The organism is Rossellomorea sp. GQ25, assembly GCF_059758515.1.
In genome coordinates, this window is record NZ_JCAXEQ010000001.1 from 976275 (window position 1) to 994320 (window position 18046).

Sequence of the window (18046 nt, forward strand, 5' to 3'; positions counted from 1 at the left end):
GTCAGACCCTTCCCGTGAACTTAAAGTATCATTATGATTGTCTCTTCCAGTAATATTATAGCATAACCACTATTTCGGGAAAATCCTCTTTCTTCCTTAATTGCTGATAAATTCACCTGGGCAAATCTGATTATCGAGAAAATGTGCAGGGTCACTACTCATGACCCTGACAATTCGATACCGGTTCTCCTCCTGCTGAACAAGGATAGGAACACCTTGATATTCCATCATCATTTGACCACTGAATTCACTTGCATCTGTTGGAAATACAAGATCATTGGGAACCACTGTATAAAGGATCATTGAACCAGCCCCTCTTGTCGCTCCGATTGCTTCTTCATCTCAATTAACTCATTAATCTTTTTAATGGCTGTCCCAATGCCCCCGATTCCATCTATCAGGCCATATTCGACGGCATCATCACCGACCACATTCGTACCGATATCCCGTGTGAGGTTACCTTTTGCAAACATCAGCTCTTTAAAATCTTCTTCCGTTATATTGCTGTGCTTCGTAACGAAACTAACTACCCGATCCTGCATTTTATCCAAGTACTCAAATGTCTGTGGTACGCCGATCACCAATCCCGTTAAGCGAACCGGATGGATTGTCATTGTAGCAGTGCTCGCAATGTAAGAATAGTACAACTACTGATAACTGCAATGAATATAAAAAGAAAAGCCACCCTAAAATGAGTGGCTAAATTCATTTCTTATTTAATTATAAAGCACTTTAGCTAAATTGGAATAGTAGTCTTTTAATTCTTCTTCCGTTGGTGGTGTTTTTGGTTGTCTAATTATATAAATACAGTTATCCTGTTCAAATTCTGCTACCACTTCATATTCTTTTTCGAGTTTCTTCATTATATATACGTCCTTTCATAGTTGTCCATTATTTGGAATAGTATTTGTAGGGTGTTAACTTTTTATCCTTACAAACACTTACTTGTAATAAAGGAACGGAATAGGACATTCAGGACAAAACTTTTTTAAAAACTTCTCATGTCTACCAGTAATCCGTTCAACCCCATGAACTATAGAGTAAGGGAAAGTTAAACAGGCTTAACAGTTTGTATGTCTTTCCTACGGTGAAAATGACATTGAATTGATTCTCCCATTAGCTGAGGTGTGGCATTCGGTTGCCATGCCTCTTTTATTTGGCTTTTCAATTCAATATTTTTGAACTACTAACTAAGAGAGGTGAAAACAATGTACACAGTTAATTCAAGATTGCCATATAACATGGAATACAATCACAGATATATTAAACCTATTCGACACGCTAGAAATAAAACACTGGCTGAATTTAGCCACTATATGAAGGTTGACCCAGCTACTATTTGCAGACTGGAAAAAGGACAATTAGAGTTCACGCCTTATTATCATGAAAAATTAAAGTACGCTGTTAACCGTTTACGTATTAGTAACGTGGAACTAGTGTCTATTAAAACTATAATCGAACAAAAGGAAAGGAAAGGTTACAAGTAATGTTTACAATTGCACTACTACTACTAATTGCTATTGAATTATTTCACTACACTATCGGGGGTATGAAAACATGGAAAGCGTAAAAGTAAGAAAACTATTCACAGAAACTAATAAGGCTATTGCTGAATATCATGCAAAGGTTGAGGAATTAGACAAACAAGAACAGGAATTACAAGCTGATCTAATGGCATTACAGGACGAAATGACAGGCAACATGTTAGAACTAGAAAACGCCCCTGTATCAGAAAAGGTTTATTTAAAAGTACGTAACAAAGAGATTGTACAAAAGACGGAAATCATTACAGTTCTTTTAGAGGAACTAAAGGAAGAAAGAACAGCTTTAAAGTTAGAGTTCACCCCTGTTTATCGTGACGCTATTAGAAAAGACGGTGCTAACTTGAATGGATATGATGCTGTTGAGATTGCAGAACGTTACCGATATGAAATGCTAAAAGAAATTAGTGAAATCGGGGTACAGATGCAAAGACAGTACAATGAAATTGCCCCTGACATTTATGAAGTATTTGAAGATAGCAAGGTTAAAGAAGAATTTCCTCGTTTGGAATATAGCTTTAATGCAGAACGTTACACCCCTACTTTTGGCTGGTTTAGTGATTCTGTTGTATCTAAGAAAGATGTATTCTCAGCTTGTCGTGGGGGGCAACCAAATAAGCCTCAAAGTATGATAGCTAAAGAAACTAACGAAGATAAGGACGTGAAATAATATGGCTAACTTAATGACAGCTACTCAATTAGTGAAAAGTGAAATCCTAGCTGAATTGCGAAAAGGTAACACTGAGGTACTTAAAGACTTGCCACCTGTTATGGCTTTAAACTTAGGTCTTGCATTACAGAATGAAGCTGGTGACTATAAAGAGGAATCACCTGTAAATGATAAGTCCATTGGTGAGGCAATGTTAAAACAAATGGCTGACAGTGGTGTAAAAGAACAGCTAACTAAACAGATCGAACAGGAAGAAAAAGAACGTGCTGAAAAGGTCGCAAAAGCTAAAGAAATTACTAAAGAGGTCACTAGCTAACGCTGGTGGCTTTTTTATTTAAAGGAGATCAAGACAAATGGCATATTACGAAAAAGAGGAACAAGAAACTGTTATCATGTACGACCCTTCATCTAAGCTATGGGATATTTACACTACAGTTCCCAAGCATATCAATAGGTTAAAAAACGACCCTATAGCGTCAGTTTTAAGGGTTGAAAATGATCGTGAAGGTAAAACCATTGGCTTACGTATTAAGACTGTAAAACTACCTTCTAGCTACACTTTTAACAGGTAAAAAGGAAAGGGGCTGTTATGCTATGGCAAACAAGAGGCAACGTAAAAAGAGAATGAAAAAACAAATGAAGAAACTGGCACAAATGAAAGCAATGAAACCTATAGAGGTTGCACCAGTGGAACGTGTGGCACTTATTGACGAACCTAAGGAATTTATTAAACCCTGGGTTAACCCTGTCATTATAGATAGTGGTGCTAACGCAAGTTCTAAAGAGTACCCAACAGGTGAATTATACTTAGGCAAGTATGAAGCCGAAAACAAAGAGTATCAAGCCTTATTAGATAAACGTTATCCTGAGGGCAGAATACAGCCTATAGAAAGGTTCATAACTCAGGACGCTATTATCCTTCATCATTGTGAAAAGTGTAAAGTAGAATTTTACGGAAAACCTAGATGGATATTAGGTAAAGATCATCAAAAACATATCTGTTCTATGCCATATGGGGATAGGTTTGGGAACAGAATGACACAGGTAAGTGGACGAGGTTCTAAAGAGATCAAAGTTAGTAAGACTTTAAATAAAAAGGGTAAACAGCAAATAATTGATCTTTACAATAAAGGGGAATTTGATAACGTAAATCAATTAGCTAAATACCTGAATTTAAGTCATGGCACAGTTAAATATCATTTAGAAAAAGCGGGGCTAATCTAATAGGGCGTTTACGCCTTTAGCCTCGTTTCTTTTTTATGTTCCTCATACTTGTACCAGCTTACCCCTAAAAAGTTTTAGAAAACTGGTAAAAAAATTTTTAACGCTGCTTTGCCATTTCTAAAACCTTAAATCCCTAACCACCCCTTGTCTATATAGCTGTACAGGGAACTAAGTGTATCAATACCTTACTAGTAAAAGTTAATTGCCTCAGAATCGCCCTCAGAAACACCCAATCTTTACCAGCAAAAGGTTTCATTTTTTATGCGTATTCGATCCAGACACCAGAACCCACCCATACAGGTACCTAGCCCCCATCCCGTACCCCTTATGCCTTGCTGTGCCTAACTTTGTCACCTCTATTAGTAGGGCTACTGATCTACTGTTATTCATTCCTTTCTTTCTTTTCTTTCTTCTTTCCTTTGTCCTTCCTTCCCTCGTGTCCTTGCCTGTCGTCCTGTCCTCGCATGTTGCTTGTTCTCTTTCTTCTTTCCTTTGTTCTTCTTCCTTGTCCTCGTGTGCTGTCCTGTGGTGGTGCTGTTGCCTCTACCCTTCCCTTCTTACTATGTCTATTGTGTATGTCCTCTATATAGGGGCTGTATATGGCTTATTTATGTGAGGGTGCTGTATGTAGCTGTAAGTTCCGTCTCACTGATACCCCTGTACCCTTGTTTTTTCACTACCCCTATACACCTTTACTTTTGATAATTTCATAAACAAAAAAAACCACCATTATTTCGGTGGTCTTCCCGCCCCAATTTTCCACACTATCGGAATCGTAACGGCAATCACGATATCAAGTGGTATTGAGACTTCCAAGATTAAATTAAACATTTGGCATTCCCCCAATTTAAAGTCACCTTGCGGTGCTAGGCACACATCACAAGCTTTAAATGGGATTACATAAATATTACCATATTAAACTAATTCTGAATATAACTTGTTTAAAATATTCCAGTCTAAAAAGGTAGACCATATTAGACGGTGAAAAATTGCCCTGTATAGCGTCTATTAAGAAAAGAAAATAAACCTTTATGAACGTCTAAAAAGTAATTGACCTTTATAGACAGTTGATGTATATTAAGACTATCAACTAAAAGAAACGGTGGTTTTAATTATGTCAGGAATCAATTTTGGTTATATTCGTGTATCAACTAAGGAACAGAATTTAGATCGTCAATATGAGGCTTTAAAAGGCTTTGTAACGGACGAGAAGTATATCTATAGTGATAAGGCTAGTGGCAAGGATATGGAACGTGAGGGCTTTCAGAACATGCTTAAAGCTATGCGTAACGGTGACACTCTTTATATCAAGTCTATTGACCGCTTAGGACGTAATAAGGCACAGATCAAGGACTATTTAGAACAGTTTAAGAAAGAAGGTATTAGAGTAAAGATCATTGACCTTCCTACCACTATGCAAGACGTTCCTGAGGGGCAAGAATGGGTTATAGATATGATTAACAACATTATCATAGAGGTTTACACTTCCATAGCACAGCAAGAACGTGAGACTATCCTACAGCGTCAAAGAGAAGGTATAAACGTTGCTAAGGCACAGGGTAAGCATTTAGGTAGACCAGCGTTAGAATTGCCCTTACAGTGGACTAAGCTATACAAAGAGTGGAAAGCTGGAAAGATGAAAGCTGTTGAGTTTATGGACGCTGTAGAAATGAAAAAGGCGACTTTCTATAAAAAGGTGAAGGAATACGAGGCGACACTATAACATGTGTTAGCCTCTTTTTTTTATTTCAATTCTTTTGAACCATTTAAGACATATAACAAAAAAGGGCTATTGTGCTTAGTGCATAACAGCGACAATTTTAAGTGTTTACTATATATCGTAAATGGTTGACAATAAAGGATTGTGCGTTAAAAAAGTTTTGAGGGGTGGTCTGTATTCGAGGCAACCAAGCATAATTCTGACTAATCCCCTTCTTGACCGTTCACAGCAATTTAATTCAAGTTAAAACAGCTAGAAACTATTTACAGTAACAGGTAAATGATAGTAAAATAAGGATAAGCTTTTTAGAAAAGAAGTGGGTTCTGCTACGGCGGTAATCCGACCCCTTCTAAAGGGTGAAACAAATGGAAATCAAGATTGAATTCGAGGTTTCAAGTAAGATTGACATAATGCTAGTGATAGCGTTAGTTGACCTTGCGGTGAACTTGCTTAGCCTGTAATGGGCTGGGCTTTTTCACTTTTTAGGAACAATTTTAATAATCACAATAGGTTGTGACTAATAATGTAGACAAATCCAGTAATATCAATGATTCACAGTTATTATAAATCCCTTGTGATTAACAAACTTCAAAAAGCCTTATTTATCAAGGGTTCGCATAATTTAATAATCACAATTTTAATAATCCCTCTTTTTGTGATTAACAAATACCTTAAAATCCGTACAGGGTCACTAAGGTTAATCCCTAAATTTGTGACTTTAAAGAAAACCAGTCGTATCAAGGGTTCTAGCGTTTGTATAAAATTTGTTCATTTTTCTGCCTGTAAATCGAGGGGTGTTCAGAAACTAGTAATAGAAGAACCTTAAAGATAACTAACTATAAGATAACGCTGTAACAGTAATAACAGTATTAAAGATCGAAACATAAAAGACTGTGGAAGAAAACCACTTCCACCATAACTAAAAACAACCACTAAGATATAACCAATGATAGCTATGATAGTAATAAGTAATAGATAGTTAAGTATTGGCGAAGGTCTGAAAGACCAAGCAAGGCATAAGCCTTAGATAACCTTAACTAAAAGTAATGCCACTTTAAACAGTGGTGTGAATATAATCTCATAGTAGTAGTAGTGAGATAACCTTTTCCTTTCCCTCTAATGGCTTAATAGCTGTTAGGGGGTTTTTTTTGTCCAAAAGAAAATGCCAGGCTTTAATTAACCTGACATTGAATCTAACTTATTCTGCTAAGCCTTGCCAAAACTTAAATGACAAAGTAGGTTCTAGCTGTAACTTAGGTTCTTTGCTTTTTGTTCCCTTTTCTAATATAGTTAACACTATTTCATCAAATGTACTTCTTAATAACTTATTCTTCTTCTCAGCACTGTCTAGCTGGTTGTATGCTGTTAGTATATTATTGACACTGTTCTTTACCTTCTTTACGTCCACCTCTTCTTTAGTGGCACTGACTTCTAAAAAGCTGTTCCCTTGTTCCATTTTTTCAACTTCATTTAATTCCTCGTCAATCTCCTTTTTAAACTCTAAAAAATCCTCGTCAGAATAGACACCTTTAAAGTGCTTTTCCTGAATGAACTTTAAACGTTTTTGTAATTCCTCTTTTTTCTGTCCAATTGATCTAACTATTTCAGCCTTATAGAGTTCTCTCTCGTTCTCGTCATGCTTTTCAGCTGTAGCCTCATACATTTCCTGTAGAAGCCCCTCGTCAAGCTGTGAAAGGTATTTTAAAAGCCCAATAACCTTTTGTTCTACAGGTTCGTATTTGACCGTTACACAGCCATTACGACAACGAATATAACTATCTATATAACTTGACCCACTTCTTCTTTTACGGTTATAACGGTTAATTACAAGCCTTTTCCCGCAGTACTTGCACGTCAATAAAGCAGTTAATTCGTATCTATCCCCATCAAATTTAGTTCTAGGTACTGCTTTATTGTTCTTTAGTCGCTGTACTTCATAAAAAACACTTTCTTTAATGATTGGTTCGTGTGCCTCAGGAACTATTATATGTTCTTCTACAGGACGTTTTTTAACTTTACCGTCTATCGTTTCAGTAGTTCTAAACCTAGATACACCTATATAAGTATCATTCGTTAATACTCGTTTTAATTGGCTTGTATCCCAATATTTCTTTCCTCTAGCAGATTCTATGCCTAGACGCTTTAAAATTGTCGCTATTGCACGTTCACGTACTTCTTTACCTTCATAACCATTTACAAATAAATCATATATCATTCTAACTATTTTAGCCTCGTCCTCTTTAGGTTCTAATCTTAATGTTTTAGGGTTACGAGTATAGCCAAAAGGAATTTGCCCCATCCACTTTCCTTCCATAGCTGCTGAATATCTAGCACCTGTTAAACGTTCCCTGATCTGTTCAAATTCTTCTCTGGCGAAGAACATTTCAAAACGTATTTGACGCTGATCTGAACTATTTCTAGGGTCATAGATTCTTGAAGGTGTAATGATGTAAATACGCTGTTCAACTAATAAATCATAAATGATACCCATATCCGACATAGAACCACGCCCTAGACGTGATATTTCTTTTACTGCCACAGCGTCATACTTTCCTAGTCTTAGTTCTTGTAATACTTCTTGAAAGACTGGACGTGTTGCTATTTTATCACCTGAACCAACTTCAAACTTTTGTATGTAAGGTATTCCGTAACCGTCAAGGATTTTAGCCATTAGCTTTTTTTGTTCGTTTAGTGTATCCTCACCAGTTTTACGTTCTCTTTCCTCATCTCGTCTTGATTTACGAACGTAATTTATGATGTTAGTGATCTTATAATCAGTTTTGCTATACATTGATATCGGCCTCCAACGCTTGATATATAAGGATTTTATCATTTGTGTTATCAGTAGTCAATGTATGAGAAATCGCATGATACGGCTATCGGTACACCGATACTATGTCCTCCACCTAGCACAACAGAAACTGTAGGTTTAGAAAGTGAAGCGATCATTTCAGAAATGGCGAGTCCCGCTTCCACGTCTCCACCTACCGTGTTTAATATAACCACCAATCCCTCTATCTTAGGATTTTGCTCAATGGCTACGAGCTGAGGAATAACATGTTCATACTTCGTTGTTTTATTTTGTGGTGGAAGCTGCATATGCCCCTCTATTTGTCCTACAATGGTCAAGCAATGGATGTTGGAATCCTGAGAGAGTTGCGGGACATTTGTTTGCCCTAATTGCTGTATCTTTTCCATTAATCCTGATGGTTTATCTTTATTATCATCTTGGCCTTTATTTGGCTGATCCTGCATACGTCCATGATTATCTTCCATGAAAACATCTCCTTTTCATTCCATTCTCTTGTTATTATTTTAATAAGGGAGTGTTTTCATACTTATACTTTAGGATCAAATAAAAAACGGAGGCTATCTGTTATTGAACAAATAGCCTCACTCATTAAACTTCCATGATGATCGGTAAAATCATTGGTCTTCTTCGTGTTTTATTGAATAAATAGTAATTGAGCTGATCTCTGATATCTTGTTTAATGGTTGTCCATTCAAATGAGCCTTTCTGTAGATAGGAATGTACTACATCCGTTACGATGCCTCCAGCTCCTTCAATCAACTCTTCTGACTCCCTCACATAAACGAAGCCGCGTGATATAATTTCAGGACCTGACACAATCGATTTGGATCTGCGGTTAATCGTCACAACGACCGTAAAGACACCGTCTTCTGATAATAGTTTACGGTCACGAAGGACGATATTCCCTACGTCCCCTACACCAATTCCATCAATTAACACATTTCCAGCCTGTACCCGGCCGCTCATTCTCATCTTACCGTCCTTGTATTGAAGCACATCTCCTTTATCCAAAATGAAAATTTGCTTATACGGAAGACCGATGTCGTGAGCGATCTGGGTATGGGCCACCAGCATTTTATACTCACCTTGTATAGGAATGAAATACTTCGGCTTCATGATATTTAACATAAACTTTAGGTCTTCCTGACTCCCATGCCCTGAAACATGAACTTTCTTATTAGCGGTCAAGACGTTTGCTCCTGCTCTATAAAGCATGTCAATTGTCTTTCCTGCAATGACTTCCATGCCGGGCGAAGGTGAAGCCGTAATAAGGACTGTATCTCCTTCTTCAATATTCACAAGACGATGGGAGCGTTTTGACATCCGCTGCAGTGCTTCAAACGGTTCTCCTTGTGTTCCGGTAGCGATAATGACGACTTCATCTTTAGGATAATCACCAATCTCATCCATTCCGATGATCATCTCATCCCGGACGTGAAGATAGCCTAATTTCAATGCTACATCATATACTCTCTTCAAACTCTTACCCACTACGACCACTTTTCGATTATTTTGATCTGCAGCGTCAAAAACTTGCTGTAGTCGTATTAAATTAGATGCAAAGCAAGCTACAATCACTCTACCGGATGCCATTCGTAAAGCGTCTGTTATATGTTGTTCAATGACGGCCTCGGATGTTGTGTAGCCGGGTCTCTCCGCTTCTGTGCTATCAGACAACAAACATAGCACTCCTTTTTCACCGATTTGAGCCATTTTTCCTAAATCCGGTCGATAAAGGTGTTTAGCAGATTGATCAAATTTGAATTCCCCGGTATGTACGATGACTCCTTCAGATGTATGTATACATACACCAACTGAATCCGGAATACTATGTGTGGTTTTAAAGAACGTTACATTCACTCCATCGAAAGTGAGATAGCTATCTGAGTGAATCGTATAGAATTTCACATCAGCGCTGACATTTTCATCCTTCAATCGTGCCTTTACAAGAGCATTCGTTAAACGGGTTCCGTAAACAGGAGCTTTAATCTTATTAAGTACGTATGAAACCGCTCCAATACTATCCTCATGTCCATGAGTCAAAAAGATTCCTTTCACACGTTCTTTATTTTCAATCAGGTATTGAATGTCAGGTATGACGATGTCAATTCCGAGCATTTCATTTTCAGGGAACATCAGCCCTGCGTCGACCACGAAAATCTCATCATCCACTTCAATCACGTACATGTTCTTACCAATTTCTCCTACTCCTCCGAGCGGAATGATCTTTATACTTTCATTCTTTGACTTACTCACATTATGTCCTCCTATGCTGTGCCTTTCCCGATCTTCAATCAGTTACGTTTATTATACTTGATAATATTTTGGGAGTACAACCAATTTAATCCTTCCTATAATAAGATTAGGAAAAAGACTGCATTCATTTTTACTACATTACTATTTCGATACAATGGAACTAAATCCTTCTTCTTTAAAATAAATTAATCTATTACTGATTGTAGTGCCTTCTTTCTTATCTATAATAAAAGACTGTGAAGGATGGCCTTCACAGTCTTTTGCTTAAGATAATACTTGTAATAATTGAGACAGCTTTGCTCTTTCCACTTCTGTCAGTGGAATTAATGGTAAGCGGACAGATCCAACGTCCAGACCCTTCATCTGTAGGGCTGTTTTAACCGGAGTTGGGTTCGGGCTGGTAAATAACCCTTTCATGACCGGAAGAAGTCTTTGATGCAGACCGGCTGCCTTGGAATGATTTCCACCTGTATATGCAGCAACCATCTCTTGCATTTCGTTTCCGATGATATGTGAGGCAACTGACACGATTCCCGTTCCACCTATAGACAATACAGGGAGAGTAAGTCCGTCATCACCACTGTATAGCATAAAGTCGTCTGATGTATGTGAAATGATTTCAGTCATGCTATCCAAGTCACCGCTTGCTTCTTTTACAGCTACAATGTTTTCAATCTCTGATAATCGAATAATGGTTTCCGGAGTAACATTGACGCTCGAACGCCCCGGGATATTATAAAGCATGACAGGCAAGGTTGTTGATTCAGCAATTGCCTTGAAATGCTGGAACAATCCTTCCTGACTAGGTTTATTATAGTAAGGAGCCACCAGCATGATGGCATCTACGCCTGCCTCTTCGGCCTTCTTGGTAAGCTCAATTGAGGCGTGGGTGTTATTGCTTCCCGTCCCGGCAACCACAGGTACTTTTCCGTTTACCACTTTCACTGTATGTCGAAATAAAGCAATCTTTTCTTCTTTTGTCAAAGTTGGAGACTCACCAGTCGTCCCGGCTACTACTAACGAATCTGATCCATTTTCAATCAGATACTGAATTAATTGGGTCGTCTTGGTGAAATCTATATTACCTTTACGGTCAAATGGGGTAACCATCGCCGTAGAAACGCGGCCAAAATTCAATCTTGTCACTCTCCTCTTAAGTTTATCCTACCCTGAATGTAGCGGTTCTCTCTTCTAGTTGAAACGTATCATGAAGTGCATTAATCGCATTGATCAGGTCCATCTCTTTCACTAGAACCCAAATAGTCGTATGACTATCTGCTGACTGGAGGATTCGAATTCCTTCGTTGGACAGAGAAGATACGATGGCTGAAGTCACACCTGGAACACCCGTCATCCCGGCTCCCACTACTGAAATCTTAGCACATTCTGTCTCTACAATAGGTTTATGACCTATTTTGTTTAGAACCGAAATCGCATCTTCTGCCAGGGATGAAGCAACAGTATAAACAACTCCCCGTGGCGAGATGTTAATGAAGTCAACACTTATTCCCTCTTTGGCCATCGCTTTAAAGACTTCAGCTTGTAGATTGTATTGATCTTCCTTAGCAAATACTTTTATTTGCGTAAGGTTGGGTACATGGGCGATTCCTGTTACGGGATGACTCCGGAATTCTTTGTGTGCTTTCGAATTTTCAAGTGTTGTCACAAGCGTCCCTTCACCATTTGAATAAGTAGAACGAATCCGGATTGGAACATTCGAATTCATCGCAATTTCAACAGCTCTTGGATGAATCACCTTTGCTCCCTGATATGCCATATTACATACTTCATTATAAGAGACAACCGTAATAGGTCTTGCTTTCGATGAAATACGGGGATCGGCAGTCATGACCCCTTCAACATCGGTAAATATATCGATGAATTCAGCATTTAATGCCACTCCTAAAGCAGAAGCTGAAGTATCACTTCCACCTCTGCCGATCGTGGTGACATCACCATCTTTCGTTGCACCCTGAAAGCCAGCAACTACCACTGCATCGTGTTCTTCAAGCTCTTTGACCAAACGGCTGCATCTCATTTCCAAAATCTTCGCATTGTTAAAATCTTTATTCGTTCGGAACCCGGCTTGAGCACCAGTTAAAGCTGTTGATCGGATACCATGTTCAAGAAGCATGTTAGAGAAGACCAGGCTGGAAATGATTTCTCCACAAGATAATAATAAGTCTTGCTCTCTCTTACTTATTGAAGTATTCCTGCCACCGATAAGTGATAATAGGGAGTCCGTAGCGTAAGGTTCACCTTTTCTTCCCATAGCTGAAACGACTACCACCACTTTATATCCCTTATCAATCGCTTGCTTTGTGTGGGCAAGTGCCTTTAAGCGACTTGCCTCATCACGTACAGACGTTCCACCAAATTTTTGAACGATCACTTTCATGACTACACCTCATTGTCATATGTTCAAGAGGTATGTGAGAACGAATAGTGGAAATAAATAGATCTATAGCTGAAATGGTCCCTCTTCGTTATTTAATTATACCAAGTTTCATTAGACTTTCTGCGATTTGAACTGAGTTCCAAGCCGCTCCCTTTAGTAAGTTGTCAGACACAACCCACATATGGAAGCCCTTATCTTCATCAAGATCTTTACGCACCCTGCCTACGAATACATCCGGTTTTCCTACTGCATGTGCAGGCATCGGATAAATCTGTTCTTCCGGGACGTCTTCTAAAGTTACTCCAGGAGCATCTTTTAACAGTGAGTGGATATCATTTACTGTTACAGAACCCTTCTCAATTTCAATATATACACTTTCTGAGTGACCTGTTACAACAGGTAATCTTACGCATGTTGCAGATACCTTCAATGACGGCATATGCATAATTTTTTTTGTTTCATTGATCATTTTCATTTCTTCAAATGTAAAGCCATTTTCCTGGAATTTATCAATTTGAGGAATGACATTATAAGCTATCTGATAATGCTTTTTATCCCCTTTTACAGGTAGTACACTCGGCTCAAATGATTCACCGGACAATATGGCTTTTGATTGTTCATGAAGCTCATCAATGGCCACTGCACCTGCCCCTGAAACGGCTTGATAGGTTGACACGATTACTTTCGATAAACCATATTGTTTACGAATCGGTTCAAGTGCTGCCACCATCTGGATCGTAGAACAGTTAGGATTCGCAATGATTCCATTATGAAGTTTGATATCTTCTTCATTCACCTCTGGAACAACAAGAGGAACATCTGGATCCATTCGGTATGCACTGGTATTGTCGACGACGATAGCTCCACGTTTAACGGCTTCAGGAGCAAGAAGTTTGGATACACTACCCCCTGCACTAAATAAAGCAATGTCTACCCCTTCAAAACTCTCAGGCTTAGCTTCTTCAACCGTCCATTCTTTCCCTTTAAAGGTAACGATGGACCCGGCTGAACGGGCTGAAGACAATAATGTCAATTGTTTTATTGGAAAGTCCCTTTTTTCTAATGTTTGTAGCATTTGTTGTCCAACTGCACCTGTGGCACCGACAACCGCTACATGAAATCCCGCTGTATTCAAAATCTTCTCTCCTTCCAACCATTTAGTATTCTCATAGTAGGTATATCCTTTTAGTCTATTACTATAATAAAGAATATTTTAACATAAACAATTATTCGACAATAGGGAATTTTATATATATGCTTTGATTATTTTTATTTACTAATAACTTTAAATTTATTTATACATGAAAAGAAGGCCATCATAACAGGTACTAGGTGATAGCCTTCTTAAGCTATTAATCTAAATATTTTTCGATTACGACAGGCTGAAGCTGTCTTCCTTCAATAGCCGCTTCTATGGTTTCCTGAATCAGCGTCATTCTGGCTACCATTGATTTCGGTTTGCTTTCAGGTGCATCCTGCCCAAATGGGATAAAGTAAATATCTTTGGTTGAAATTAATCTCATTAGGTTTACACCGTTTAAACCAAGAGCATCATTTGTCGAAATACCCAGTACTACAGGACGATGATTACGAAGAGTCGCTTTAGCAGCCATTAACACTGGAGAATCTGTCATTGCGTTTGCGAATTTACTCATTGAATTTCCTGTAAGGGGAGCAATCACCATACAATCCAATGGAATTTTAGGACCAAGTGGTTCTGCCTTTACGATTGAATCGATTACCCTATGACCTGTAACGTCCTCAATTCGCTTAATCCAGTCTTCTCCTTTACCGAATCTCGTTTCCGTATTCATAACAGTTGAAGTCACAATCGGCATCACTTCTGCACCGTTATTCACTAATCGTTCGATTTCCGGGAATACGGCATCATACGTACAATGAGAACCTGTCAGACCAAACCCGATTCGTTTTCCTTTCACACTCATGATGAACTCTCCTTTCCTAAACCAAGATCTTCCTCTAACAATTGACAAAGTACATTCGCCAGTATCTGGCCAGCTGTCTTAGGTGCCACGATCCCAGGCAATCCCGGGGCTAACAATGCTTTAATTCCCCGTTTTTCAGCATAACGAAAATCTGTACCTCCAGGCTTTGAAGCCAAATCGATGATTAATGTATGAGCTGGCATTTTGGCTATCACAGCAGCCTTCACTATATGCACTGGAATTGTGTTAATACATATATCACAATTCTCAACCTCTTTTTCTAAGTTATCTAAGTGGAATGGCTCTAAGCCCATTTCAGTCACCCTGGCCAGATGCTCACTTTTCCGAGCACCCACTTTCACCTTTCCGCCTAAATGATGAAACGTTCTAGCTACACTCATACCTACCCTACCCAGACCCAATATGACAATCGTAGATCCATGAATCGTAAAGTCTGTATGTTGAATAGCCATCATAATCGTTCCCTCTACTGTAGGAATAGAATTATAAATGGCAACATCGTCTCTCTCAAACAACTGAACAAGTTTCCGGTTCGTTGAAGACATTATTTCATCCAAGTACTTATTACTAATTCCTGAATAGATCGTACAGTGCTCTGGCGTCTGAGACACAATTTTTTCTGTTAAAACGATTTTCTCATTGGAAAAAATCGTATCAATTTCCCCTTGTAGATTCGTGCCGGGTACAGGTAAGATTATGGCATCAATAATTGAAAAGTCCACTTCATCGAGCTTTTCTTTCGTAGCCCCTGTAAAGGCATGATCTAGTTGTTCAAAACCTACGAGTGAGATCTTTGCATCTAACTCAGTAAGCTTCCGAATAATCTCAAGTTGACGAGCATCTCCGCCTAGAACTGCGATCTGCATTCCGGTCAGCATCACTGATTTCACCTACTTTTTACATAATCGCTATTCTAAATCCCTTTTCACTTCAACAGTGTATGTTGCTCATACCTAATGGGTGAGAAGAAAAGCAGGAAGAGACGGTTTAGAATGTGGGATTGTTTTTGTAAGGGAGCTGTTGTGAGCGGTCAGGTGGGGATAATGGTGGTACACAAGTTTCATTCAAGTGGTACAAATATGTATCTTCATATTGCACTGATTACATTCAATATTATGAAGAAAGACCTTCTTATTTAAAGGCTTTTTTCGAATACATTGTTGCTATTTTACAGTAGAAAGTAGGAGTTGCTTTCCGTGGGGCGGGCGGTGAGCCTCCTCGGCGCATGCGCCCGTGGGGTCTCACCTGTCTATCTGCGGGGCTTAGGGGCTCGAGGTCATAAGCCAAGTCTGCCAAAAAGGCAAAAGTCGCCTTTCCGGCAGACTCGTCTTATGCTTGTCGCCCCTGGTCAAAGCCCCTCCGCTTTTCGGACTGTCCCGCTTCTCCCGTAGGAGTAGAGCACCTTCCGCTACAAGCAACTTTCTTAGGATCGGTTTGTTTTAATAAAACCTAAACAAAAACAGCCTCATTTTAAGGTAAACTGGTGGATTTCTGCTTGTGTTCTAGAAAATCTTAAAATAATCTAATAGAAATGCTGTTTTCTAAAAGATTGTATTTTCACTTTTTAGCTCTGTCTCGAAATTTTCTTATAGATGGTGAACTGCGTAGACTCCAACGGAAGTACGGGCTTGCCGAGCCCCTGTTCGGCTAAGCTGAGGAGGCTCGGCCGAACGCTAGCTGCAAGCGGAGCGGTTCCCCTCACCATCAAGCACACACTGATTGACAGAGCCATGGCAGATATTATGTTACAAAACAACAAACTTCGCGAAAAAGCCTTTTTAATTAAAATCAAATAAAAAAACGGGGAGGCCCCGTTTTAATAAACGATCTATTTCGTTATTCATTCGATACTTCCAGAATGATCATATCAGCTCCGATTGTTCTGATTTGATGCCAAGGTACCCGGATTTCTCCACCTTGCTTTCGCAGCCATTTACCGGTTGGAATGATAAGCGCATTAATACTTCCTGACTTATCATTGAATTCAAGATCGGTTTGCCCTAGAATACCAAGTCGTTCTGCTTTTTTATAATCGACTATTTCTTTTCCGCTTAACTCGCTTAATCTCATGAAGGTTTCCTCCCTAAAAAAACTCTGTATTACAGTGTATACACTGTCCACTTTTTTTAGAAGAATTTCTTCCTTATTCTTATGCAATGTCATAATCCATTCAAAAAAGCAGACTAAAAAGTCTGCTTTTCAAGTTATTTCCTCATATTTTGGGGAAGATTCCCATCTGGACTGATAAGGGATAATGCATAATCATCTTTAAAGATGTCAATGGCTAACTGATTTACCTTGTCCATCGTAACGCCGTCGATTTCTTCGACAATCTCATCCAGCGTTCGATGGCGTTTTAGTAGCAGTTCATTTTTCCCGTTACGACTCATGCGGCTATTCGTACTTTCTAAACTCAACATAAGGTTACCTTTTAACTGCTCTTTGCTGTTTAGTAATTCTTTAGACGTTATTCCATCATCTTTTAGGGCTTGCAGGGTGCTGTCGATCGTATCAAATAATTGATCTAACTGATTGGCCCCTGTCCCTCCATAAATGGTAACCATTCCGCTATCTTCATATGCGGAGTGATAAGAAAACACAGAATACGCAAGTCCTCTTTGTTCGCGAACCTCTTGAAACAGACGGGATGACATACTGCCACCTAACACGTTGTTTAATACGATCAGGTTATAAATGTCCGGGTGCCCGATTTGCAAGCCGTCAAACCCTAAGCATAAATGGGCTTGTTCTGTATCCTTTTTCCTGGCAAGCTTATTGTTGTGAAAGGCAGGTTTCACACGGTTCTCAGGTCCTTTACCGCCTTCATAAGATCCGAATAGCTTCTCAACTTCTTTGATGAATGTTTCATCCACATTTCCTGCTACAGACACCACTACTTGATCCGGGGTGTACATGTCATGCATATACTCTTTTAATTTAGCTTGATTGAATGAGTTCAAAGTTTCTTCCGTTCCTAGAATCGGATAGCCAAGCGGATGCTCTTCATAGATTGCCTTGCTAAGTAAGTCATGAACGATATCATCAGGGGTATCTTCATACATTTTAATCTCTTCATACACTACATTTTTTTCTTTATTCAATTCCTCTTCCACATAGGTAGAGTTAAAGAACATATCAGAAAGTGTATGTAATGCATAATCCGCATGATTGTCCAATACTTTTGCATAATAGCAGGTGTATTCCTTTGAAGTAAATGCATTGACCTGTCCGCCGATGCTGTCAAAGGACTCTGCTATTTCACGGGCCGTTTTCGTTTTTGTTCCTTTGAAAAACATATGTTCCAGAAAGTGGGATATCCCGTTATTTTGTTCCGTTTCATTTCGTGATCCGGTCCCAATCCAGACCCCAATCGCTACAGAGCGGACGTGAGGTATTTCCTCCAGCACGATTCTTAGTCCATTTTGGCATGTATATTTTTTTATCAAGAAATTTCCTCC

Annotated in this window: 16 protein-coding genes and 2 pseudogenes; 5 read left to right on the plus strand and 13 right to left on the minus strand. The window is 39.0% G+C overall.

Annotation, left to right across the window (positions count from 1 at the left end; translation table 11 throughout):
• Window positions 1-96: 96 nt before the first annotated feature.
• From AC6CIB_RS05235 to AC6CIB_RS05245, 3 genes and pseudogenes are all read right to left on the minus strand, one after another.
• Complete coding sequence (locus tag AC6CIB_RS05235) at window positions 97-303, minus strand: YlzJ-like family protein (RefSeq protein ID WP_498278427.1); 207 nt, start codon at window positions 301-303, stop codon at window positions 97-99.
• Window positions 300-641: pseudogene (locus AC6CIB_RS05240) on the minus strand (ATP-dependent Clp protease proteolytic subunit); the annotation flags it as partial. The pseudogene AC6CIB_RS05240 and the gene AC6CIB_RS05235, both read right to left, overlap by 4 nt.
• 75 nt (window positions 642-716) lie before the next feature.
• Window positions 717-863: a hypothetical protein gene (locus tag AC6CIB_RS05245; RefSeq protein WP_498278429.1), complete on the minus strand. Its 147-nt coding sequence runs from the start codon at window positions 861-863 to the stop codon at window positions 717-719.
• A 694-nt stretch (window positions 864-1557) separates the two neighbouring features.
• Here AC6CIB_RS05245 and AC6CIB_RS05250 point away from each other — a divergent pair.
• The 5 genes from AC6CIB_RS05250 to AC6CIB_RS05270 all read left to right on the plus strand — a co-directional run bounded on the left by AC6CIB_RS05250 (window position 1558) and on the right by AC6CIB_RS05270 (window position 5158).
• Window positions 1558-2211, plus strand: a complete 654-nt coding sequence (locus AC6CIB_RS05250; RefSeq protein WP_498278431.1) for a hypothetical protein — start codon at window positions 1558-1560, stop codon at window positions 2209-2211.
• Window position 2212: 1 nt separating this feature from the next.
• Window positions 2213-2527 (plus strand): hypothetical protein, encoded by a 315-nt coding sequence (locus AC6CIB_RS05255; RefSeq protein ID WP_498278433.1) that lies wholly within the window; start codon window positions 2213-2215, stop codon window positions 2525-2527.
• Between the two features lie 37 nt (window positions 2528-2564).
• Complete coding sequence (locus tag AC6CIB_RS05260) at window positions 2565-2783, plus strand: hypothetical protein (RefSeq protein WP_498278435.1); 219 nt, start codon at window positions 2565-2567, stop codon at window positions 2781-2783.
• Window positions 2784-2805: 22 nt separating this feature from the next.
• Window positions 2806-3435 carry an NUMOD1 domain-containing DNA-binding protein gene (locus AC6CIB_RS05265; protein ID WP_498278437.1) on the plus strand — a complete coding sequence of 210 codons (630 nt, stop codon included), beginning with the start codon at window positions 2806-2808 and terminating at the stop codon, window positions 3433-3435.
• Between the two features lie 1114 nt (window positions 3436-4549).
• Window positions 4550-5158, plus strand: a complete 609-nt coding sequence (locus AC6CIB_RS05270) for a recombinase family protein (protein ID WP_498278439.1) — start codon at window positions 4550-4552, stop codon at window positions 5156-5158.
• Between the two features lie 1195 nt (window positions 5159-6353).
• Here AC6CIB_RS05270 and AC6CIB_RS05275 read toward each other — a convergent pair.
• The 10 genes and pseudogenes from AC6CIB_RS05275 to AC6CIB_RS05320 all read right to left on the minus strand — a co-directional run bounded on the left by AC6CIB_RS05275 (window position 6354) and on the right by AC6CIB_RS05320 (window position 18034).
• Window positions 6354-7946: a recombinase family protein gene (locus AC6CIB_RS05275; RefSeq protein WP_498278441.1), complete on the minus strand. Its 1593-nt coding sequence runs from the start codon at window positions 7944-7946 to the stop codon at window positions 6354-6356.
• 59 nt (window positions 7947-8005) lie between these two features.
• Window positions 8006-8410 (minus strand): annotated as a pseudogene (locus tag AC6CIB_RS05280) (ClpP family protease); the annotation flags it as partial.
• Between the two features lie 145 nt (window positions 8411-8555).
• The gene (locus AC6CIB_RS05285) at window positions 8556-10223 is read right to left on the minus strand and encodes a ribonuclease J (protein WP_498278443.1); all 1668 of its coding nucleotides are present in this window, start codon (window positions 10221-10223) and stop codon (window positions 8556-8558) included.
• Between the two features lie 264 nt (window positions 10224-10487).
• Window positions 10488-11360 carry a 4-hydroxy-tetrahydrodipicolinate synthase gene (gene dapA, locus AC6CIB_RS05290; protein ID WP_498278670.1) on the minus strand — a complete coding sequence of 291 codons (873 nt, stop codon included), beginning with the start codon at window positions 11358-11360 and terminating at the stop codon, window positions 10488-10490.
• Window positions 11361-11382: 22 nt separating this feature from the next.
• Window positions 11383-12621: an aspartate kinase gene (gene dapG, locus AC6CIB_RS05295; protein ID WP_498278445.1), complete on the minus strand. Its 1239-nt coding sequence runs from the start codon at window positions 12619-12621 to the stop codon at window positions 11383-11385.
• 88 nt (window positions 12622-12709) lie between these two features.
• A complete protein-coding gene (gene asd, locus AC6CIB_RS05300) occupies window positions 12710-13759 on the minus strand; it encodes an aspartate-semialdehyde dehydrogenase (RefSeq protein WP_498278672.1) in 1050 nt (349 codons plus the stop codon).
• A gap of 214 nt (window positions 13760-13973) precedes the next feature.
• Window positions 13974-14567, minus strand: a complete 594-nt coding sequence (locus AC6CIB_RS05305; RefSeq protein WP_498278447.1) for a dipicolinate synthase subunit B — start codon at window positions 14565-14567, stop codon at window positions 13974-13976.
• Window positions 14564-15466, minus strand: coding sequence for a dipicolinic acid synthetase subunit A (dpaA, locus tag AC6CIB_RS05310; protein ID WP_498278449.1), 903 nt, complete (start codon window positions 15464-15466; stop codon window positions 14564-14566). The genes AC6CIB_RS05305 and dpaA overlap by 4 nt, the downstream gene beginning before the upstream one ends.
• Before the next feature lie 958 nt (window positions 15467-16424).
• The gene (locus AC6CIB_RS05315; protein WP_113968177.1) at window positions 16425-16658 is read right to left on the minus strand and encodes a YlmC/YmxH family sporulation protein; all 234 of its coding nucleotides are present in this window, start codon (window positions 16656-16658) and stop codon (window positions 16425-16427) included.
• A gap of 134 nt (window positions 16659-16792) precedes the next feature.
• On the minus strand, window positions 16793-18034 hold the full coding sequence (locus AC6CIB_RS05320; protein ID WP_498278451.1) for a M16 family metallopeptidase: 1242 nt from the start codon (window positions 18032-18034) through the stop codon (window positions 16793-16795).
• Window positions 18035-18046 lie beyond the last annotated feature (12 nt).